The 21919-nt window shown below is 55.1% G+C and carries 15 protein-coding genes; 7 read left to right on the plus strand and 8 right to left on the minus strand.

The window, feature by feature from the left end:
* Nucleotides 1-133: 133 nt before the first annotated feature.
* Complete coding sequence (locus HB393_RS02240; RefSeq protein ID WP_213803499.1) at nt 134-1102, minus strand: quinone oxidoreductase; 969 nt, start codon at nt 1100-1102, stop codon at nt 134-136.
* Between the two features lie 154 nt (nt 1103-1256).
* Nucleotides 1257-2915, minus strand: coding sequence for an SGNH/GDSL hydrolase family protein (locus tag HB393_RS02245; RefSeq protein ID WP_255550714.1), 1659 nt, complete (start codon nt 2913-2915; stop codon nt 1257-1259).
* A gap of 456 nt (nt 2916-3371) precedes the next feature.
* Here HB393_RS02245 and HB393_RS02250 point away from each other — a divergent pair, with 456 nt between their 5' ends.
* A complete protein-coding gene (locus HB393_RS02250; RefSeq protein ID WP_213803501.1) occupies nt 3372-3851 on the plus strand; it encodes a hypothetical protein in 480 nt (159 codons plus the stop codon).
* Nucleotides 3852-3968: 117 nt separating this feature from the next.
* Here HB393_RS02250 and HB393_RS02255 read toward each other — a convergent pair whose 3' ends face one another.
* Nucleotides 3969-4826, minus strand: coding sequence for an AraC family transcriptional regulator (locus tag HB393_RS02255; protein ID WP_213803502.1), 858 nt, complete (start codon nt 4824-4826; stop codon nt 3969-3971).
* 514 nt (nt 4827-5340) lie between these two features.
* The gene (locus HB393_RS02260; RefSeq protein ID WP_213803503.1) at nt 5341-6315 is read right to left on the minus strand and encodes a glycosyltransferase; all 975 of its coding nucleotides are present in this window, start codon (nt 6313-6315) and stop codon (nt 5341-5343) included.
* 267 nt (nt 6316-6582) lie between these two features.
* Here HB393_RS02260 and HB393_RS02265 point away from each other — a divergent pair, with 267 nt between their 5' ends.
* The gene (locus HB393_RS02265) at nt 6583-7041 is read left to right on the plus strand and encodes a hypothetical protein (protein ID WP_213803504.1); all 459 of its coding nucleotides are present in this window, start codon (nt 6583-6585) and stop codon (nt 7039-7041) included.
* 43 nt (nt 7042-7084) lie between these two features.
* Here the strand turns inward: HB393_RS02265 and HB393_RS02270 are convergent, their stop codons facing one another.
* Together HB393_RS02270 and HB393_RS02275 are read right to left on the minus strand one after the other, a co-directional pair.
* Nucleotides 7085-7504 (minus strand): hypothetical protein, encoded by a 420-nt coding sequence (locus HB393_RS02270; RefSeq protein WP_213803505.1) that lies wholly within the window; start codon nt 7502-7504, stop codon nt 7085-7087.
* Nucleotides 7491-8351, minus strand: coding sequence for a HipA family kinase (locus tag HB393_RS02275; RefSeq protein ID WP_213803506.1), 861 nt, complete (start codon nt 8349-8351; stop codon nt 7491-7493). Before HB393_RS02275 ends, HB393_RS02270 begins: the two co-directional genes overlap by 14 nt.
* A 333-nt stretch (nt 8352-8684) precedes the next feature.
* On the opposite strand from HB393_RS02275, the gene HB393_RS02280 reads away from it, so the two are divergent.
* From HB393_RS02280 to HB393_RS02290, 3 genes are read left to right on the plus strand one after another with little or no spacing between them, the layout of a single operon-like run.
* Nucleotides 8685-10007 (plus strand): MFS transporter, encoded by a 1323-nt coding sequence (locus tag HB393_RS02280; protein WP_213803507.1) that lies wholly within the window; start codon nt 8685-8687, stop codon nt 10005-10007.
* Between the two features lie 25 nt (nt 10008-10032).
* Nucleotides 10033-12042, plus strand: coding sequence for a YjhG/YagF family D-xylonate dehydratase (locus tag HB393_RS02285; RefSeq protein ID WP_275951532.1), 2010 nt, complete (start codon nt 10033-10035; stop codon nt 12040-12042).
* A gap of 6 nt (nt 12043-12048) precedes the next feature.
* The gene (locus HB393_RS02290) at nt 12049-12873 is read left to right on the plus strand and encodes a fumarylacetoacetate hydrolase family protein (RefSeq protein ID WP_213803508.1); all 825 of its coding nucleotides are present in this window, start codon (nt 12049-12051) and stop codon (nt 12871-12873) included.
* Between the two features lie 109 nt (nt 12874-12982).
* Here HB393_RS02290 and HB393_RS02295 read toward each other — a convergent pair whose 3' ends face one another.
* The gene (locus HB393_RS02295) at nt 12983-14566 is read right to left on the minus strand and encodes an aldehyde dehydrogenase (NADP(+)) (RefSeq protein ID WP_213803509.1); all 1584 of its coding nucleotides are present in this window, start codon (nt 14564-14566) and stop codon (nt 12983-12985) included.
* A gap of 100 nt (nt 14567-14666) precedes the next feature.
* Nucleotides 14667-15776 carry an SMP-30/gluconolactonase/LRE family protein gene (locus tag HB393_RS02300; protein WP_213803510.1) on the minus strand — a complete coding sequence of 370 codons (1110 nt, stop codon included), beginning with the start codon at nt 15774-15776 and terminating at the stop codon, nt 14667-14669.
* A 132-nt stretch (nt 15777-15908) separates the two neighbouring features.
* Between HB393_RS02300 and HB393_RS02305 the strand changes: the two genes are divergently transcribed.
* Together HB393_RS02305 and HB393_RS02310 are read left to right on the plus strand one after the other, a co-directional pair.
* The gene (locus HB393_RS02305) at nt 15909-17855 is read left to right on the plus strand and encodes an FG-GAP-like repeat-containing protein (RefSeq protein ID WP_213803511.1); all 1947 of its coding nucleotides are present in this window, start codon (nt 15909-15911) and stop codon (nt 17853-17855) included.
* A gap of 269 nt (nt 17856-18124) precedes the next feature.
* Nucleotides 18125-21730, plus strand: a complete 3606-nt coding sequence (locus HB393_RS02310) for a TonB-dependent receptor (protein WP_213803512.1) — start codon at nt 18125-18127, stop codon at nt 21728-21730.
* The last annotated feature ends 189 nt before the right edge of the window (nt 21731-21919 follow it).

Genomic DNA, 21919 nt, shown 5'->3' on the forward strand with positions numbered 1-21919 from the left:
GCTTCCCGAACATTCCGTCGCGGGACAAAAGTAGAAGTTCACGGCAGGCAAACACATACCGCCGCAAGATATAAGTTGAACCTTAAGTAGAAGGGATGCAGCCAAGGATGTCAAAATCCTCAGCCCCTCACCTCTACGGAATCAGGATCAGCTTCCCAGTAGTCTTCCGCGACTCCAAATCCCTATGAGCCTGCGCCACCTCCGCCAGCGGATAGATATGCTCCACCCGCAGCTTCAGCGTTCCCGCCGAGACCCCCTGCAACACCTCCGTAGACCGCTCCAGCAGCTCCCACCGCTCGGCGATATAGTCCTTCACCCTGGGCCGTGTAACGTGCAGCGACCCCATCGTAGACAGCCGAACCAGATCAAACGGCGGCACCGCACCGCTCGATCCACCAAACAGCACCATCGTCCCCCTCCGCCGCAGACACGTCAACGACTGCTCGAACGTCGACTTCCCCACCGAGTCATACACCACCGCCAGCCCGCGCCCCTCCGTCAGCCGCTTCACCTCCGCGGCAAAGTCCATCTTCGTATAAAAGATCACCTCATCCGCACCCGCCCCACGCGAGAGCTCCGCCTTCTCTTCTGTCGAAACAGTCGTGAAGACCCTGGCCCCTCGAGCCTTCGCCATCTGGGTCAGCAACAGCCCCGTCCCACCCGCCCCCGCATGAATTAGCACCTCATCGCCATTTTGAATCGGATAGGCAGAGTGCGACAGATAGTGCGCCGTCATCCCCTGCAGCATCGCAGCCGCCGCCTGCTCAAAACTCACGCCATCCGGAATTGGCACCAACCGGTCCGCTGGCGCAACCGCAAACTCCGCATACGTCCCCGGAATGCTGCACCACGCCACCCGGTCCCCCTCCTTCAACGTCGTAACCCCATCGCCGACCGCCGCCACCGTACCCGCCGCCTCCTCGCCCAACACATAGGGCAACTCCGCCGGATACCGGCCCTCCCGATAGTAGGTGTCAATGAAGTTCACCCCACAAGCATGGGTCTTTACTAACGCCTCACCCGCACCAGGCTTGGGAGTAGGAATGTTGCGCACCTCGAGAACCTCGGGGCCGCCCGTCTGGAGAATCTGGATCGCCTTCATAGTGAGCTTGATACCTTTCGGAGATGGAATCTCAAAGCCACACGGACCTATCGCCCATATGCGCTCCCCTAGTATCGCTCGTCTGCCTGTGCACCTTCATAGTCCGCCCCCGACGTGGAAATCGGAGGCGGACTACAAGGTCATCCATCACGCATCAATGACAGCAGGTGCCCGTATTGTAGATAGGATTGTTCGGACCGCCCACAGGACCGTCATAGAGCACGACATTCCCGTCATTTTGGACGATATAAGTCGTACCCAACAGACCCGCCGTATTCGTCTGGAAGATAACCTTGCCTGTGGTATCGAGAAGCACTACATTCCCATCCGCAAGGAACGTAAACTCCGCAGCGTTCTTCCCTGCCGTATTGGAAGACCATAGAACCGTCTTGCCGAAGGACAGAACCAGGTTCGAGTCTGTCTGCAGCAACAGTTGAAAGCGTCCATCACACGACACGATATGCTGATTCGGAGTAATCCCTTCGCCAGGTAATAAACTACCGCACTGAGTCGGCGCCTTGATCGGCGGCAGGCCCGTAGGAGTAAAGAAACCCAGGTTCACGGCATTCGCGATCGCCTGCGTTCCCGGGTCGTTGGGATGCAGAAAGTCGCCGCTATTGAAGGACGGACGATACTGTAGCGGCATCTGCGGATCGTGCGTAGCAGTATCCTGATCCACGATGCCGTCGCAGTGGCTGTCAGCGCTCTTATAGAACGTATTGAGCTGCTCGCGAATCGCCTCCGCGCCATCCGACCATTGATCCGCGGGTCGCCCAACATTAGGAGTGAGTGTAGAACAAAGGAACTTCAACCCACTGGAGTGAGCCTCATCGATCAACTGCTGAGTAGCCGCAATAAGCTGAGCTGCAGTCGGACCAGTACCATCGGCGTGCGAACTCAGATCGTTGATCGCCGTATCGGAGGAGATCACCCACTTAACACCCGCCTTTGAGATGACATCGCGATTAAAGCGGTTCAGAGCAGAAGGCCCACCGAAGTCCTGATCATCCAGCAAGTGTCCTCCACTGAGTCCAGCGGCAAGCACACCCACCTGAAGTCCCGCTGCCTGCAGACGTAGCGCAAGGTCATTGACCCAGCGAAGATTTGCGCCAAAGGTAGTGTTACTTCCGTCCGTAATCGAAGCGCCCAGTGCGACCACCGCTCCCGTAGCGGCAGAATTCACCACATCCACACCAGTGAGATAAAGATAGCTGTCAACAGACCCGGTAGTGGCGATAGTCGAAATGCCGCTGACATCACCAGCGGCAAAGTAAATATGCTGCCACGCCTGCCGGTGTGCAGTTACGTTCTGCGGATCGATCGCATTCGGAACGAACATGCTGACCGCATAGTCGGTAGAGGCGGCAACGTTGTAGGCAATCGCATCGCTCTCCACACTCTGCCCTGCGGGAATCGTGACAGAGGCAAAGCCGCCGAAGGTAAGAGCCTTATCTGTCCCTGAAACAATAGCCTGATCCGAAGCGGCCTTCGCAAAGTGCACATCGCTCAGCGTAACCGGCTGCAGCCCAAAGATGTTCGAGAGTTGAACGCGAATCATGGTTCCCGCAATGCTGCTGCGGAAACTCTGCCGTACGGTCTGCCGCGCAAGCGTATTGGGACTGCCATCGCCATTGGCAAGTTGAAGAGTAAGCATTGGAGCCGACCAGGTGCCGGTCCACACCACATCGCTTGGGACGGTCGGCGACTGGAGGACGGAGAGACTGGAGCTCTGTGCGTGTGCGAGGGAAGGAATGCCAGCGAGGCAGAGTGCCACGGAGGCCGCAAGCGAGGCTATATCTCGTATGAGATTCAAGGTCAGGCCTTTCATGTTCGGAGTCGATGCGTGAGAGAGCGGGCGACCACACAACAAGTACGCCCAAGCTATAAACGAGGATCGATATTTAGAACAAGAACTGGTGTCGCTGATCAGTACCTGAGAGAAGCAAAAAGACAGTCCGAAGATCTGTGCTCGGTGGCTCGACAAAATCCACCTTCCCGAAATTCCTTCTACGAAACACCCATAGGTTTGATCTATTCCAGAGTTGGGCCTTTTAAATCCATCTAAAAGATGACCATCATCTCGTCGCTCTGGAATCAACGAATCGGCATAAAGAAATTGAAGACGATACTTCGTCGCCTCTCTGCACTCATGAGCAGATCGTCCACGTCCTGCCTGTTTCGGACACTCCAGTCTGCACGCCAACTGTTGTGATGGAGAAGCGGGCAGCAGGTCCAAGGGCTCGCACAGATCACGAAGGAGACAGCAGTTATGGCGAACGAAGTAACCAGGAACGTCGATCAGGCTCTACTTGAAGTCTGGCAGCAACACGTCCACGCCGAATTCGTACTGAAAAGTGCGGTAGCCTCACTGGCCACCATGTCGGACAATCCATACGTCCTCATGGTTCCCCTCGCATCAGGAGGCAGAGGACGGGAGGAAGTCTACAACTATTACCACGACTACTTCCTCGCTCAGTTACCCGCCGACATGAGCTCCATCCCAATCTCGCAAGTCGCAGGAAAAAATATTCTCGTCGAAGAGGCAGTCTATAAATTCACGCACGATCGAGTGATGGATTGGTTTATTCCAGGTGTGCCTCCAACCGGCAAACTCGTCGAGGTTAGCATCGTCGCCATCATCACATTCGAAGGCAACAAGATCGCCCGCGAGCATCTGTACTGGGATCATGCCAGTGTGTTAGCCCAGCTAGGCGTCCTGGATCCAGCTACAGCGCCGATTAAAGGCTAGAAAGCGCGCGCCGTCTACTCGAGTGGGCAGGAGCAAATCCTGAAAAAGAATAACGCCCGTCCGTAGTTACAGAAAGAGCTGCACCGATAAAGATAGAACTGAAATCGAGAATCGATGTTAGAGCGAGCGGCGATAGCTGCTCGGCGTCACTCCGGTGACTCGTCGGAAGACGCGAGCCAGATGATGTTGATCGGCAAAGCCGCTCGCCAGACCTACCTCTGTAAGGGAGGAACGAGGATCGCGCATCAGTACCTTCGCCCGCTCCACTCGCCGGTGCAGTAGAAATTGATACGGAGTCTTTCCTGTGCTCTGCCGAAAGCTGCGAATCAAGTGGGATGTGCTGACCTTGGTCTCCTGCGCCAACTCACTCAAACGAAGATCTCGCTCAAAATGAGCATCCATGAACTCGATACAACGGCGCAGCATGGAGGGGGGCATCCCGCCCGACAGGCTCTTCTCCACGGCAAAGGGTCTGGTAAGAGAGTAGTTGCGGACAAGATAGCTGGCCAAGGCCGTGGCGATACCGTCCAGAAAAAGCAATCCACTTGGAAAGCCCTTTCGCTTCTCATGGATTAGAAGCTTCATCAGGCGGCGCAGCATCGAGTCTTCCAGCAGATCGTGTGCTTGAAGCTCAATTTCTCTATTCGGTTGCGTCTCCTGCTTCACTTGGTCCACGGTCTCATTGCGCAACACCACCACCGCAAACTCCGCCGCGCCTCCGATCCTGAAGTTTCGAGCCCGATTGAACGGGCAGAGCGACACCGAACCCGAACCAGCGTCCTGCGCCCTCCGGTCCGGGGAGTCCTCCCAGGAAACATCGGAAAGCGATAAAGCGAGGCTAACCCCATTGATTGCCGGAATCTCCATCTCACCTTTTGGGGCGGCGAACTCTACGACATCGACTAAGTTTGACCGTTCTAGTGTTTCAAGTGCACCGGAAAGTGAACTTGGCTTCAACCCGAATTTCTGGTTCATTCATCCTCCAAACAGTGATCGTCTCTCACACGCCGGTAGCAGGACCGCGGCAGGTCAGTCGTCCATCGGATGCGAGGAAGATCGGGAATAAATCCGAAGGGATCTGCGTCAGCGTTGATAAAACAACAACACGCAGAAGGCGCAAAAAAATCCATACCAACCATTCATTTCATTCCTCGATCACCCACGCAAGGAATGAAGTCACAATCTCATCACTATTTTATTTTCTCCATTTTCCTCAATAAAAACGCATGTCAAGCCCCCAAACGGCCTAAATCACTGATTCAAATCAACATAAAAGTGGCACGTTAGTTTGATCCAAACTCATAGAATAGAACTAGAGATGAAAAACAGGAGACCCGGCTTTCCAGCCGGGTCTATCTGCTTTCGTTTCTCATATTTGGACGTAACCCATTTGTTTGCAGGAATTTGGCAGCCCAAAGCCGGCGCAAGCCAGTGCAAACAAACGGGTTACATGCAGGCAAGGGGGCACCCCGCCAAGCGGGACGCCAGCCTACTGCATCAAGCTCTCTTCCGAGCGGAGCCGCAGTATCCTGTCCACCGCATAGGGAGCGCGATGGGAAGCGGTATGGAAGTGACGCACCTGCAACTCACCCAGCAGGCCGATCCCGATCATCTGTATCCCAGCAAGTATGAAGACGCTGGCAGCCAGGAAGAGCGGTCCATGCTCGCGCATGACGTGCTGTCCGGTCAGTACCTTTAGTACCAGCAACCAGGCAGCCACGGCCGAGCCTGTAACGACGCCCATGGCTCCGATGCTGCCGAAGAAATGCAGCGGACGCGTCATGTAACGCAGCAGAAACCGGATCGTAAGCAGGTCGAAGAACACCCGGAACGTACGCGAGATGCCGTAGTGGCTCTGGCCAAACTCGCGCGCCGGATTCGAGATCGGAATCTCGCAGATGCTCGCTCCGTACCAGGAGGCCAGCGCCGGAATGAAGCGATGCATCTCCCCGTACAGCGGGATATTTTGGATCACTTCGCGCCGGTAGGCCTTAAAAGTAGTACCAAAGTCGTGGATATGGACGCCGCTCAAAGTCGCCATCAGCCAGTTCGCACAACTGGAAGGAATCCGCCGCAGGATGAAGTTATCCCCGCGCTGGCTCCTCCATCCGCTGACAACGTCGTAGCCCTCTTCGAGCTTCGCTAGAAATCCGGGAATCTCATCCGGATCGTGCTGCAGGTCGCCATCCATCGCCAGGATAAACTCCCCTTGCGAGTGGTCGAAGCCTGCTGCCAGCGCCGAAGTCTGGCCAAAGTTGCGCCGCAACTTGATCACCAGCACGCGCGAGTCGACCGCTGCGATCTCCTCCAGCATCCGGTAAGTACGGTCGCGAGAGCCATCATCGACGAAGACCAGCTCGAAGCTCTCACCCACATGCTCCATCACGGCCTTCAGCCGGTCGTAGAGCATCGTGACATTATTTTCTTCATTATGAAACGGGACGACTATAGAGTATTTCGGCACAGATTAATGATACTCCCAAAGCGAGACCCAAGTCTCCTTCGGATCGCCTTCTATAGCAGTCACTTCCCTGCCGAACGGTAATTACTTAGTAACCACGTTCGCGACAGATTCTACCCCCGAATCGCCTCACCAGAGGCGATGATGAACAGAGACTGCTTGCAACCGTCACCACGCAGGCTATCCCATTGCTATCATTGGATCTCCCGAGCGCATGCGCAAAAGGATGCATCAAAGAGTTAGGGACCAATCAGGAACGGAAGAACGAAGATGGTAAGACGCGTTTTGGTGATCGTAGCAGTCCTGATCGTCGTAGGACTTCTGTACCGCGGCTACTCCAGCTACGACGCTGGCCGAACCGGCACGACCGGAAGCGTGTATTCGAACGATCCGCCAGCCGCCAAAGCCTCAGCCACCAAAGACAAAGAGTCAACCGAAACCACCCCTACCGAAAACGCCGAAACCAAGCCCGTCGAATCCGCAATACCACCCAATCAAGCCGCCCAACCCGAATCCGCCAACGCCGCAACACCGCCCGCAAACGACACAATCAACCCCAACCCGCCCAACGGAATGGTCTTCTCCGGCACCGGTCACTTTCAACTTTATCGTCAGGGAAACATCACTTGGCGCCTGAACACCGACACAGGCCAAAGCTGTGTCCTCTTCGCCACCGACGAAGAGTGGAAGAAACCCAGAGTCCTGCACGCAGCCTGCGGAAAGACCTAACTGCCAAGTGCAACGGACAAGCTCTCAACCAAAACCAACCAAATTACGCCACCGAACCCGCCACAGCCGCTAACTCATCGAAGAACAGTTGCCAGGGCACGGTCACGATCTCTCCATCGAAAAATATCGGAAGAACGGTATCCAATTCCTCCAAATGGCAGGAACCCGAAACCCGTTCCCGCACCGGCCCAACGTTCAAAGAAGACAACCGATCAAAGAACCGGCCACCGGACGAGGCCGGTGCCGCTCTACTGTAATACCGAAGATCTTCCAAAATGATTGCAACATCCTCCAACTCTTTATCAGAAGCCACTCTGATCTTCGTCTCCCACCCTCGCAAAACATATCCTGTAAGCACGCATGAATTATTATCCTGACCACGCAGGATCACAATAAAGGGTATTCCGTGTGCCCGAAGTTCTGAGTCAGCATATTCGAGAATTAGATAGTCACATTTTTTCATTTTCACTACTTCGCTGCATAAGCAGTCGAGATGTTGTGGCCTCGGCCTCGACGAGTTCGGTAAGGCGTGCTAAACGATGCGTTAAGGTATCTACCAGCCTTTGTAAGTTTCCGTTATACCATCGCGCTGGAATGATGGAGGGGATCCTATTAAGGACCTCGGGAACGGTTTTTCTAAAATGGGAAATCCAGGAAGAGACGATATCGTCGTTCCATAAGCTGTCATAGATAGAGCTTTCGAGGTGAAGAGCTCCACCCGGGCGCTCCTGGAAGATCCAATTCGGCCCTCCGAACATATGGCCGTGATCAATAAAAAAAAACGCTTGAGATCGCCCGTCCACCCCAGGGAGGAATATAGCTTGGCGATTATCTTGATGGTTTGCCCAGATATCTAAGATATACATCCCGAGAAATCGGTTACGGTTTGCGATTGTCGAGACTTTGGAGCGACTAAAATACTCGTTTGGCCGCTCAGAACCGAACGGCTGACCTACGAGCAGGCTGCCAAAATGAAGGCCTGCATCAGGACGTCGCCTTCCGGATTGAGATTCGAACCAAGCCTCTGGTTCACCGTCCAAGAAGCTATTGGAGATGTGAATGATCCTTCCTTCGGTTACGGGCAGACCAACGGCAGCTCCGATAGCGCTTCCCAAAAACTCATTTGAGAGTATGTTCGCACCCTGTGGATTGCCTATCATCTTAACGACGTAAAACCTCCCGTCATCACATTGAACCAAGATCGATTGAGAACCTCCTTTCATTTTTCTAACAAATTTGACGGCAGAGAGAGAAACAGTAGAACAAAGGTACTCTTCCATGTGGAAGGGATTAATCTCAACAAGACCCAACGAAATCCTCCCAATTGACTCATTGGAGAGTAAACGACAAGTGCCTAGTTCATGAGGATTTCGTAGTAAACATTTCTTAGTATTTTCGATTCGCATCTCTCCGTGTATTAATTGGAAAGATGCTGAACCGCCAACTATGTTCTTTCGGGGAATAGACTTTGTTGGGTTATCTCAAATAGACCCCGCGCAAGAAAACTCTTCAGCAAGGCAGAAGATGGCTATTTCCTATCTTGCTGCAATACGGGTATAACGGTTGTGCCATGGGTGAATCATTCTCGCTGACCCATCGTCGTCTCAAGTTCCGACGCTCTCATCTCTGCACTAAGAAGCGACATGATGACTACCTCCGGCTTTCCCGCAAGCATTGGCAGAGACCACAGAAGACGCTGGCTCATTCTCATGCCTGCGGTTTTCGTGACGTACAGCCTTGCCTATCTTGATCGCGCTAACTATGGCTTTGGTGCGGCGGCCGGACTGGCACAGACGCTCCATATCAGCGGTTCGCGGTCCGCTGTACTCGGCTCGCTCTTCTTTCTTGGTTACTTCATCTTTCAAATACCTGGCGCGATGTATGCACGGCGCAGTAGCGCTAGCCGCCTGATTTTCATTGCTCTTATCGTTTGGGGTTCTCTTGCGGCCCTCACCGGTGTTATTCAAAATTTTTGGCTGCTCGCCCTTGACCGTTTTATGCTCGGCATCGCTGAAAGCCTCATCATGCCCGCCGCGCTTCTGCTTCTCACCAACTGGTTCACACGGAAAGAGCGGTCGCGCGCCAATACCTTTCTGATTCTTGGCAACCCGGTCACCATTCTGTGGATGTCCGCCATCACTGGATATTTGATCCAGTCCTATGGCTGGCAGAAGACGTTCATTATCGAGGGCATCCCGTCTGTCCTGTGGGCGTTCGTCTGGCTCGCGTTGGTCCGAGACAAACCTTCTCAGGCTAAATGGATCTCGCACGAGACCAGTACACACATCATTCTGCAGTTAGAGCGCGAGCAAAGAGAGCTTCCTCCCGTTGCCAACCTCAGACGTGCGCTGTTTCGACCCGACGTGATTCTCTTCTGCGCTCTCTATTTCTGCTGGAGTTTGGGAATCTATGGCTTCGTTCTCTGGTTACCCACGATTATCCGCCAGGGTTCCTCGAGCGGCATTCAAGCCACCGGTCTCCTTTCATCTGTACCCTACTTGCTAGGCGTTATTACGATGATTATCACAGCGTATATCTCCGATAAGACAGAGCGTCGCGGATCACTCGTATGGCCTTCCCTCCTGTTCGCAGGTGCGGCTCTGTTTGGCTCCTTCCTGCTCGCAGACCACAGCTTCTGGCTCGCGTACGTCGGTCTTATACTTGCTGGGGGTGGCCTCTATGCGCCCTATGGGCCTTTTTTTGCCATGATTCCTGAGATCGTCCCGTCCAATGTTGCAGCTGGCGTAATGGCAGCCGTGAATAGCGCCGGGGCGCTGGGCGGTTTTTTCGGCACATGGCTTGTGGGGGAGTTGCAGGCGCGCACCGGAAGCTCCCGCGCTGGATTTTTGCTCATGTCGCTCTCCGTGATGCTCTCTGGCTTGCTTATGCTGTGTATCCGTAAGACTTCACCGAACTCTAGCGAGTCTGCTGGCCCATTCGACCTCAGCCAAGCCGAACCTACGTAATACAAAACCGCCGGAGCCATCCTCCTTGCCCTTGTTCGACATTAACTCCGTTCTTGAGACCGATCGCTTCGATTTCGGAGCTGTAAAGACGCATGCCCCAGGTCCCGAAGGGTCTTTGCCCATTACTCCAGAGATGCTGCTGACTTCCCCCTCGGGCAATATCTTCGGTCTAAGCCAGAATGCCGGGATGGGATGGGAACCATCAAGACTCCTGGATCCCGAGTTTCTCATTCTCAGCACTCATGGCGGCATGCGTGCCGCCGACGGAACTCCGATCGCTTTGGGCTTCCATACAGGTCATTGGGAGGTCGGTCTTCTTGTGGCGGAGGCCGCGCGGGAGTTCCGCAATCAGCATGCAATTCCGTTTGCCGGAGCTGTCACAGATCCTTGCGACGGACGCACTCAAGGTACGGAGGGTATGTTCGATTCACTTCCCTTCCGCAACGATGCTGCTATTGTTATGCGCCGATTGATGCGTTCGCTGCCAACACGTAAGGGTGTCCTCGGCGTGGCAACCTGCGATAAAGGGCTTCCAGCGATGATGATGGCGCTGGCCTCTTCCGGCACCTATCCCAGCATTCTGGTTCCCGGAGGTGTCACGTTGTTGCCCGACTCGGGTGAAGATGCCGGGAAGGTGCAGACGATCGGCGCCCGATACGCCCAGGAACAGATCACTCTTCAATACGCTGCTGATATCGGCTGTCGCGCGTGTGCTTCGCCGGGAGGCGGATGTCAATTTCTCGGCACCGCCGCCACGGCTCAGGTCGTAGCAGAGGGTCTAGGCCTTGCGCTTCCACACTCGGCGCTGGCGCCTTCCGGTCAGCCAATTTGGCTTGATGCTGCCACGCGTTCTGCCCGGGCACTGCTCCGCTTATTCCAACTGAGCCTTGGAACCCGCGACATCCTGACGGACGCCGCCATTCGCAACGCAATGGTTATCCATGCGGCCTTCGGAGGATCCACCAATCTCCTCCTCCACGTCCCCGCGATCGCACACGCTGCCGGACTTACACGTCCTACCGCCGAGGACTGGGCTCAGGTCAACCGTCAAATCCCGCGTATCGTCGATGCGCTGCCCAACGGTCCCCGAGGCTTCGCCACCGTACAGGTCTTCCTGGCAGGAGGCGTTCCTGAAGTTATGCTTCATCTGCGGGACCTTGGTCTGCTTGACACTTCTGTCAGGACGGTTACAGGCGAGACTTTGGAAGAGTCTCTCAACTGGTGGGAGCAAAGTTCTCGACGCCGCGATCTGAAATCGCAACTTCGCCAACTGGATGGTATCGATGCGGACGAAGTCATTATGTCTGCCGATACAGCACGTAAGCGCGGCCTCACTGCTACCGTTTGCTTTCCTGTCGGGAATCTTGCTCCTGAAGGTTGTGTCATCAAGAGCACATCCATTGACCCCTCACTTGTAGATGAAAATGAGATCTATCGGCATCGTGGTCCCGCACGCATCTTCCTCACAGAGGCCGACGCTATTCAGGCGATCAAGGCTGGCGATCTTGGTGAGGGGGATGTCATAGTCCTTATCTGTGGGGGCCCAGCCGGGGCCGGAATGCAGGAGATCTATCAAGTAACTTCTGCTCTCAAACAGCTTCCTTACTGCAAGCACATTGCCGTCATCACCGATGCACGTTTCAGCGGAGTCTCCACCGGGGCTTGCCTGGGCCATGTCTCGCCGGAAGCGCTCGCGGGCGGGCCTATCGGTAAAGTCCTGAATGGTGACGTCATTGAGATCGTCATCGATCGCAGGGCGCTACACGGTACTGTCGATCTTGTCGGCGAAGCGAACGGGGAGATGTTCTCTCCCGACGAAGGGCGGAGGCGTCTCTCACTGCGAGAGTCGCGTCCTGATCTCGCCCCACATCCTGCTCTGCCTGCCGATACTCGCCTCTGGGCTGCTCTGGTTCAGGCTAGCGGAGGCATATGGGGCGGGTGCATATATGACACTGAGATGATTCTTGAACGTCTTCAACTCGGGAACAACACTCGAGCCCTGCAACTCTCCGACTCGCTTCACCCGAAAGGATGACAGGACGTGAAACTCTATCGCACCCGCAACCACAATTACATCGAAGACAACGGCAGCTATTACAAGCTTGAGGGTTCGTGGGACTCCCTCATCTCCCATGACGATATTCTTGCTTATGCAACGTCCGTCGTGAAGAAAGGTGAGGTTGCAGATGACTTCTCAGAAGATGCTTTGCTCGCACCGATCGAAAACCAAGAGGTCTGGGCTTCCGGCGTCACCTACTACCGCAGCCGCAACGCGCGGATGGAGGAGTCCAAGGATGCAGGCGGAGGCACCTTTTACGACCGTGTCTACACCGCAGAGCGACCGGAGCTCTTTTTCAAATCGACTGGCCAGCGCGTTATCGGTACGGGAGGAAAGGTCCGAATTCGCAAGGATGCCACTTGGTCTGTACCCGAACCCGAGATGACGTTGGTCGTCAATCCCACGGGCAAGATCATCGGGTTCACCATCGGGAACGACATGAGTTCGCGCGATATAGAAGGTGAGAACCCGCTCTATTTGCCGCAGGCCAAGGTCTACGACGGCGCCTGTGCGCTCGGCCCATGCATTCAACTCAGCAACGATCTGCTGCCCAAGTCAACCACTATTCAGATTAAGATTTTACGCGGCGGAGAGATCGCTTTTGCTGGCAGCACTGCTCTAACGGAGCTAAAACGCGATCCACATACGCTGGTGGAGTATCTCTATCGCGAGATGCACTTTCCCTACGGAGCCTTTTTGATGACGGGCACCGGCGTCGTTCCACCTGACAGCTTCACACTCGCCAGTGGCGACGAGATCCATATCGCCATCGAGCACATCGGCACGTTGAAGAACACTGTGGCTTGAGCTTTGAGCACAGACCCCGAACATCTGCCGGGGTCTGCGCTTCGTGTTCTCTTGAGATGAAACAAGGCGGTCGATATAGGGATTGTTCGATCTACCACTTTATCGACATCTATCCCACAATCAGTTTTCCATCTTTGAGCCGCCAAACTCCAAGTGGATTTCCGTCCTGAAGCTCGGGCGCCAGAAGTTCGTCTGGTATGTCCTGGTAACAGACGGGCCGCAGAAAACGATCGATCGCCGTTGCGCCAACCGAGGTCGAACGGCCGTCAGACGTGGATGGGAATGGCCCACCATGCACCATGGCATAGCCGACCTCCACGCCTGTAGGGAAGCCGTTCGCCAGAATGCGCCCTGCCTTTCGCTCCAACACAGGAAGGAGTCGCTTGGCCGCAGCAAAATCGCCAGAATCCATCTGCAACGTTGCCGTCAACTGTCCTTCAAGCCCTTCTGCGATCGCCACCATCTCATCTACATTGCGGCACAACACAATGATCGAAGAGGGTCCGAACAGTTCCTCGGCGAGATGTGGATTCTTCACGAACTCTGCCGCCTCAGTCACGAACAAGGCGGGACGTCCTGTAAGGCCGACACCTTCTGCGTCCTGGCCTTCGGCGATTTTTCTGAGTGCGCCGTCTTTGGCAAGCGTCTCAGCTCCCTTCGCATATGCGCCGCGAATGCCGGAGTTTAGCATTGGGGTGGAAGCCTTTGCGGCTAGCTTTTCGCCCGCGGCAGTCATGAAAGACTGCATCTCCGGGCTCTCTATTCCAAACACCAGCCCCGGCTGTGTACAGAACTGACCTGCACCAAGTGTCGCCGAGTCGACATAGCCTTGTGCGATGGTCTCTGCGCGAGCCGCCAGGGCGCTCGGCAAAAGAAATACCGGATTCACGCTACTCATCTCCGCATAGACAGGGATCGGCACCGGCCGCTTCGCTGCGACTTCTACCAGCGCCAGCCCTCCGCGCCGCGATCCTGTAAAGCCGACAGCACAGATCGCAGGATGCTTCACCAGCATCTGGCCCACATCCATCGCACTGCCATGGATCAATGAAAATACGCCGTCCGGCAGACCACTCTTCGCAACAGCTCTTTGAATCGCCTTTCCTACCAACTCCGAAGTTCCGGGATGCGATGGATGCGATTTCACAACAATTGGGCACCCTGCAGCTAGTGCTGCTGCTGTGTCTCCTCCCGCGACTGAAAAGGCCAGCGGAAAGTTGCTCGATCCGAAGACGGCGACAGGACCCAGCGGAATCTTTCGCATCCGCAGATCTTGTCTTGGCAGGGGCTTGCGATCCGGCATGGCCGAGTCTAGCGTCGCCGACAAAAATCGACCGTCCCGCACAACGGAGGCGAACAGCCGCAATTGCCCGACCGTGCGCCCACGCTCGCCTTCGAGACGCTGGCGAGGCAGTCCGCTCTCGGCCATGACACGCTCGATCAGCAAATCTCCCATGGCCAGAATCTCTTCAGCCATGAATTCGAGCAACGCAGCTCTTTTTTCGAGAGGCGCTCCGCGAAATACATCAAAGGCCTTTGCGGCCAGCTCACAGGCCTCGTTCACCTGCTCCAGAGAACTATCTGGAAAAGTAGGCTCCAGCGGTTCATTGGTAGCTGGATTCAATCCTCTTACTGCGACGCCGGTACCCGCCACCGTACGTGACCCAATCAAAGTTTCGCCTGTCAAACTCATGTAGATTCTCCGTATCCGAAATACTATTACATGGCTTCTCGTGCTCGTTTAATGGGCAACGAGCGCATGTATGTCATGTGCCAGCCAGAATTCGCTGAAGTTAAGGACGTACGCCGGGAATCTTCAACCGAACGCTAAGAATGTTGTCGCTCTCCGTAATGTAGAGAGTCTTTCCATCGGCACCACCCCAGTTAAGGTTACCCGCACTTCGCGGAAGGGGGATAGTGCCCAGATGCTTGCCTGAAGCAGAAAAGATCCAGATACCTCCTGGACCAGAACCGTAAACATTCCCTCGTTGGTCAACTTTGATGCCATCCGGGGCTCCCGGCCTCGTATCGGAGGTCGCATCGAAAAAGATCTGCCCGTTACTTAGTGTCCCATCGGCGTTGACGGAATAACGCATCCAGAACTTACGAGGAGCTGAATTAGAGACGTAGAGATACTTCTCGTCTGGCGAGAACGCGATTCCGTTCGGTCGGGGCAGATCCTTGATAAGAAGCTGTATATGCGACCGATCAGGAGCAGTTCTTTGCGTCTGATTGACCGCACCCAAAATGCGATAGACGCCGTTGAAGGACAACTGTTTTTGAGGATCAGTGTCGTCCTGTTTGCGTAAGCCATAGGGCGGATCGGTGAAATACAGAGATCCATCAGAACGGTAAACCAGATCGTTCGGGCTATTTAGAGATTTGCCTTGATACGTATCTGCCAGGATGGTCTTCGTCGCATGGGAGTCCAGCGTCTCGAGCCGCCAGACATTTCGGCCAGCATGACCCGCCACTGTCAGTCTTCCTCTGGGGTCTAACGTCATGCCGTTAGATCCTGGTTCTGGACCTTCGTATGGCGCACTTCCTGTATACCCGGAAGGCTGTAGAAAGACATTCACTTTGCCTGCCGGCCCGAGTTTACGGATGCTATTACTAGGAATCTCCGCAAAGAGCAGAAATCCTTCATGAGTCCAGATAGGGCCCTCCGTCCACTTGAAGCCCGTGCTCAGGAGTTCAATCTTGGCATCTGTAGGCACGATGTCGTCAAGGGCAGCATCCAGTCGTTCGATCCTGGCAGAAATCAAATTATCTGCCACTACATCCGGCCTGCTGGAGACAGCGTAGCTGTCCTTTGAATGGACTGGGTTTAGAACTCCTATTCCTGTAGCCGCGCCAATGGCCGGCAGTAAACCGCATACCAGAATATATTTCGCGTTTATCATCGCTCTCTTCCTTTTACTTACAAACTTCGCTGTCCTTGTGAGCCAAATGCTATGATGTTTCGACTTTACGCAATGGTATTTGCATAATACGCACCAAATTTGTTCAACAATCCCGACTCGAGGAAATCCTTCATGCTTGCAAAACAATCCTGCTTGCTTGTCACCTTCGTTGCTCTTTCCATCTGCCCTGCGCTCAGGGCCCAGACTCCGAGTTTCTCACCAGACAGTCAATTTCAGGGTTCCAGTCTTGCTGGTTGGCATCCGGTCGGTCAAGCGATGTGGCGTGCCTCTAATGGTGAAATCACAGGAGATGCCTCGGCCGAACATGGGACAGGTTGGCTGATGCTCGACCACTCCTATCAAGACGCGGGTTTATACCTCCAATTCAAATGCCAGGAGGATTGTGACACCGGTGTGTTGCTACGAGCTCACAAGACCGGCAAAGGCACCGAGGGCGTGTTTGTCTCGATCAAGGGAAATGAGCTAGGCGCCTACAACCTGACGATCGATGCTGCAGGAAAAGAGGTTGACCGCAAAAAGCTTCGGCTGGCTGGCGGACAAATTCGATTTGCTCCGCCGCCACCAGATCCCGCAAGCGCAAGGAGTGGGCCGCCTCGCGGGATACCTGCACCACGGAGCGGGCCTGCCGGAGTAACGATGCCGATGTCGCGTCCAGCACAGGGCATCAAAAAGGGCGACTGGAACGACGTCGAGGTACTTCTGGATGCGGATATCGTTCGTGCCTTCTTCAATGACGGAGGTGGCCAAGTAAGCGCCGCTACTGAAGATATGAATAGCTATGGACCGATCGCTCTCTATGTGGGGGACAAAAGCCAAGTACAGTTTCGCGAGATTGCTTATCGCGACATAGGAGTCAAGGTTGACCCTGCGGAACAGGTCGGAAAGGGCTTTCGTATGCAACGGCTCAGCCCTTTCTACTATGGCTGGTCAGCGGATGCAGCGGACTTCAATCGGGATGGCAAGCTCGACGTCGTCTCGGGTCCTTTTATCTACTTCGGTCCTGACTACACACGTTCTCGTGAGATCTATCCGGCTCAGGGATATAACTCTTCTACGAACTACTCCATGGATGACTGGGTTGAGCATGCCGACGACTTCACTGGAGACGGTTGGCCAGATGTTCTCACCACCAGCCATGCTGGTGGCGGCAAGGATGGAGCGGTCCTTTATGTGAATCCAAAGGGTGAATCGCGGCGATGGGAAAAGTTCACCGTTGTCTCGCCTATCGACAGCGAGGAGACTGTGCTAGCTGATGTCGACGGAGACGGACGACCTGAGTTGGTATACGTGGGCGAGGGCTACATGCGCTATGCAAAGCCTGATCCAGCCAATCCGAGCGGCAAGTGGGTTGTGCATACAGTCTCGGAGTCCGGACCATGGCCAGCGCACGGTATTGGTACAGGTGACGTGAACGGCGATGGCAAGGTGGATATTCTCGGTGCCTACGGATGGTGGGAACAGCCTGTTCGCGATGCCGGAAATGCGCTTTGGAAGTATCATCCTGAGGCGTTTGGCCAGTGGGGACGCACCTCTGCGGGCGGTTCGCAGATCGTTGTCTATGACGTGAACGGCGATGGTCTCAACGACGTCGTTACGACCATGCAAGCTCATGGATGGGGCTTGGCTTGGTTTGAACAGAAACGATCGAAGTCTGGAGAGATCTCGTTCGTCAAGCATGTGATCATGAACCGGACAGCGGCTGAGAGCGCAGGCGGAGTCGTCTTCACAGAGCCACATGGTTCGACGAGTGGGGATGTTGACGGCGATGGCATCCCGGACTTCATCGTCGGAAAGCGGTATTGGTCGCATCTGGATGACTATTACGATCCAGATCCCTATGGCCCGGCGGTGCTGTACTGGTATCGAACCGTACGCGACAGTAAGGCTCCAGGCGGCGCACGATTCGTTCCGGAACTCATTCATAACCGATCCGGCGTTGGCTCCGATGTACTGGCAAAGGATCTCAACGGAGACGGCGCGATCGACATCGTGACCTCGACACGAAGCGGAACCTATATCTTCTGGGGCACGCCGAAGGTCAAACGCCCAAAGAAATAGCTGAAAGAAGTATGGGAAGCCAACTTTTGCGGCGGGTTTGCAAAGGTTGGCTTTCTTTCGTTTTGCCGCACGTTCTGATTTCTCTGCTTTTTCCTTTACCTTGCATCCTTTCAAAGACTTAGTCCCGAGCTATCTGGATTATTCCAACCCTAAAAAAATGTCCCTTGACTTCCTTTAAACGGTAGTGGTACTTTTCCGCCGTCGCCAGATAACTTGTTGCGTAATACGCAAACTAAATTGCGTACAGTTAGATCGACTTCGGAGGAACCATGATGTTCGACAACTACAAGCTTGCTTTTAGAAGGCTTTCCCTGTTGTGGGTGGCCATTCTACTGATTGCACTCCCAGCATATTCCCAGAATACGACCGGTTCTCTCGTAGGCACGGTAAGTGATCCGACTGGAGCAGCTGTCTCCAATGCAACCATCACCGCGACCAACGCTGCAACCAGCGAAAAACGTACAACCACGACAACAGACTCGGGCGAGTATCAGATCCTCAACCTTCAGCCGGGCCAATATTCGTTAGATATTGAGTCCACAGGCTTCAAGCGCTATACGCGCAGTACGGTCGAGATCCAGGTCGAACAGGCCACACGCATCAACGCCCAGATGGTGATCGGTGCTGTAACCGAGCAGGTTACGATTACCTCAGCCGCTCCGATCATCCAATCGGAGAATGCTGCACTTGGCCAAGTAGTGCAAGGACGCGCCGTCACGGAGATCCCGTTGAATGGCCGCAATGTGCTGGCGCTCGTTGGCCTTGTCCCGGGCGTAGTGCCCCAGGGGAGCTCGGGCGGCAATTTGACTGGCCAGAACGTATTTGCAGCCGGCAACTACCAGATTGGCGGCGGCAGTGCCAACCAGAGCTCGACGCTCTATGACGGCGCTCCAGTAAATATCTCCTACGGCAATATCACCAGCCTCGTCCCTTCGCAGGACGCGGTGCAAGAGTTTCGCGTCCAGACGAACAACAACACGGCAGACTATGGAATGTATACCGGCGGAGTCGTCAACATGACGAGCAAGTCCGGTGGAAATGCCATTCACGGAACGGTGTATGAGTTCGTCCGGAATACGATCTTCAACTCAACTCCTTACTTCGCGAAGCACACCAACAATCCTGCGAACGTTCTGGCCAAGAATCCTTATCACCAGAATCAGTTCGGCGGGAACATTGGTTTCCCGATCATCAAAGACAAGCTCTTCGGCTTCTTCGACTATCAGGGATATCGCCAGGCCCAGAAGCGGTTGTACAACTACACGGTTCCGACGCTGAAGATGCGTCAGGGCGACTTTAGCGAACTGGGTGTCCAGATCTATGATCCCTGCGGCGGCACTGTGGCCGGAGGGCAGGGTTGCCCGAACTACACCGGTCCCCGCACACCTTACCCGGGCAATATCATTCCTGCCGGGCGTTGGAGCACGGTGGCGAGAAACCTGGTTGCCTTTCCTTACTGGGCTGCGCCAACCAGCTCCGCAGTTACCAATAACTTCGTCCGCTATGCGGGTTCTGGCGGCAACAACGATCAGTATTCAGGGCGCGTCGACTTTTCCCTGAGCGACAAGCAGCGACTCTTTGGCCGCTATACCCAGTGGAATTCGGGAAATATCGGAGCCATGCCCTTCAACAACGGGCTGATCGGTGGTGATCCAATCTCTCCTGAATCCTTCAAGACTCGCCAGATCGTCTTCGGAGACACTTATCTTTTCAATCCGACGCTGATCGGTGACCTTCGCCTTTCCTACCTTCGCTGGACGTATGTCCGTACTCCTGGAACCCTGGGCTTCAATGAGCCCTCGCTCGGCTTCCCCGGCTATATGGGGACGATCTCGGGCTTGAACGGCGTTCCTAACTCGACTACCGTGCCTTCTATCGCGTTGGCAAATCCTACAGTGAATGCCGTTGGAACTGGCTACATCTTTGGAACGAATCAAAACTATGTGATCGCTCCGAGCGTCAGCAAGACGATTCGAGGTCACACCATCAAGGCTGGAGCCGATCTTCGCCGGCTGGAGATGCTGTACTTCCAGAACAACAGCCCAGGCGGCTCGTTTGCGTTCGATCCGAACATGAGCGCTTCGGCTGCCTCGGGCGCCACAGCGACCAGCGGACATCCGTTCGCTTCCTTCCTGATGGGCTACATGGTCAACCAGGCAAATACTGCCAGCGTCGTCCAAATCGCTCCGCCGACTTACAACACGATCTACTATCAGGGCTACTACGTTCAGGACAACTGGACCATCACGCCGAAGCTGACGATAAACATCGGGCTGCGGTATGAGATTCCGGGCGTCTACCGGGAGCGGCACCAACTTCTGGCGACGTTCAACCCGAACGAGATCAATCCTGTTCTCGGTGCTGTCAGCGTCAACGGACGTCCCGTTACGGGCGCGTACGATCTGGTGAATTCACCACAGCATCCAGCGGTTGGGCTTCGCAGCGAACACTTTACCAACTTCTCTCCGCGCATCGGTCTCGCGTTCCGTCTGAACGAAAAGACGGTTATTCGGGCAGGCTGGGGCAAGTTTGTGATTCCCTCGACGCTGCAGTTTCCGGAGTCTTCGGCTCAGTCTCCGCTCTCTTACATCACCAATAACCCGGTATCGACTCTGGACAATGGAGCTACTCCGAGTGCCACGCTGGATAATCCGCTTCCGAGTGGAATCACTGGAGCTCCTGGCCGCAATGCGAACTATCAGCGGTTGCTGCTGGGCGGTTCCGCCAATACCCTGCTGCAGGACGAGGCAAACGGAGCAACGTATCAGTGGAACTTTGCAGTGCAGCGCCAGCTTCCACTGGGAATTGCTTTAGAGGCCGCATATGCCGGTCTTCATGGCTCGAATCTTCCGATCAGCGTCTCGATCAACCAGGTTACGAAGAACTTTCTGGACCAGGCGCACTCGGATCCGACTTGCTTTCCAAATGCAAACACTGCTCCGACGGCAAATTGCTTCCTAACGAAGACGGTTCCAAATCCTTTCGACCGCAGCAAATTCGCGCAGGGCAACCAACAGTACTCGACGATCTCGTCGGTGCAGTTGTACAGGCCCTTTCCGCAATACGGAGGCATCAACAACACGGGCCACTATGTTGGCGTCAGCAACTACAACGCGCTGCAGGCGAAGCTGGAGAAGCGTTTCAACTCCGGCGGCGTGCTGCTTGGCTCTTACAGCTTCTCCAAGTTGATGGGGAATGCTGAGTCGCTTACCTCGTGGCTCGAGACGGTTGGTGCACCTGGATATCAGAACACCAACAATCTGGACGGCGAGTATGCACTGTCCGGCTACGATGCCCGGCAACGGCTGACGGTCAGCTATGTCTACAACCTTCCCATCGGACGAGGCCAGCATTTCCTCGCCGGAGTTACAGGCGTTATGGACAAGCTGGTCTCCGGATGGGGTGTCAACGGTGTGTCGACGTTCCAGAAGGGATTCCCGATGGGGATAACACACTCATCCGGATATGTTGGAACTTATTCGGGAACTGGCTCCACTCGTCCGAACGTCGTGGCCAGTTGCGACAAGCAGACTCATGGCCCGGTGCAGTCCAGACTGGGTGATGCGTTCTCTGCGAATAAGTACTTCAACACGGGCTGCTTCACGTCTCCCGATCGCTTCACCTTCGGTAACGAATCCCGTACGGACAATCAGTTGCGTCTGCCGGGTATCGCGAACTGGGATCTGGCGCTCTTCAAAGACACGCATGTCACGGAACGCGTGGTGCTGCAGTTGCGTGTCGAGTCCTTCAACCTGTTCAACCGGGTGCAGTTCGCCGGTCCAAATACCTCCATCGGGTCGACCCAGCAGGGGCAGATTACGGCGCAGGCTAACGACCCACGTCTACTGCAACTGGCTGGACGTATCAACTTCTAACCCGACATGCGAAGGGCCACTGGCACAACCGCCGTGGCCCTTTCCATGTCTCCCTCCATCCCTGTAGCATCACTCGATGCCTGCGAGGGGGGCCCCCCATCTCTGGGTATAAGCGGCGAAGAATCAGACGGATGCGGAGGGCTTCCCTCGGCAAAATCCTGATTCCACAGCGCTTGTGTCCAAATAGGT

The organism is Granulicella sp. dw_53, from assembly GCF_018449545.1.
Classification (GTDB): Bacteria; Acidobacteriota; Terriglobia; order Terriglobales; family Acidobacteriaceae; genus Edaphobacter.

What these genes read in the sequence shown, in the direction of transcription:
- HB393_RS02265 (WP_213803504.1), top strand. Translation starts at nt 6,583, where the DNA reads ATGGTAAGACGCGTTTTGGTGATCGTAGCAGTCCTGATCGTCGTAGGA.
- HB393_RS02295 (WP_213803509.1), bottom strand. Translation starts at nt 14,566, where the DNA reads ATGAGTTTGACAGGCGAAACTTTGATTGGGTCACGTACGGTGGCGGGT.
- HB393_RS02305 (WP_213803511.1), top strand. Translation starts at nt 15,909, where the DNA reads ATGCTTGCAAAACAATCCTGCTTGCTTGTCACCTTCGTTGCTCTTTCC.
- HB393_RS02270 (WP_213803505.1), bottom strand. Translation starts at nt 7,504, where the DNA reads ATGAAAAAATGTGACTATCTAATTCTCGAATATGCTGACTCAGAACTT.
- HB393_RS02240 (WP_213803499.1), bottom strand. Translation starts at nt 1,102, where the DNA reads ATGAAGGCGATCCAGATTCTCCAGACGGGCGGCCCCGAGGTTCTCGAG.
- HB393_RS02250 (WP_213803501.1), top strand. Translation starts at nt 3,372, where the DNA reads ATGGCGAACGAAGTAACCAGGAACGTCGATCAGGCTCTACTTGAAGTC.
- HB393_RS02300 (WP_213803510.1), bottom strand. Translation starts at nt 15,776, where the DNA reads ATGATAAACGCGAAATATATTCTGGTATGCGGTTTACTGCCGGCCATT.
- HB393_RS02255 (WP_213803502.1), bottom strand. Translation starts at nt 4,826, where the DNA reads ATGAACCAGAAATTCGGGTTGAAGCCAAGTTCACTTTCCGGTGCACTT.
- HB393_RS02280 (WP_213803507.1), top strand. Translation starts at nt 8,685, where the DNA reads ATGATGACTACCTCCGGCTTTCCCGCAAGCATTGGCAGAGACCACAGA.
- HB393_RS02310 (WP_213803512.1), top strand. Translation starts at nt 18,125, where the DNA reads ATGATGTTCGACAACTACAAGCTTGCTTTTAGAAGGCTTTCCCTGTTG.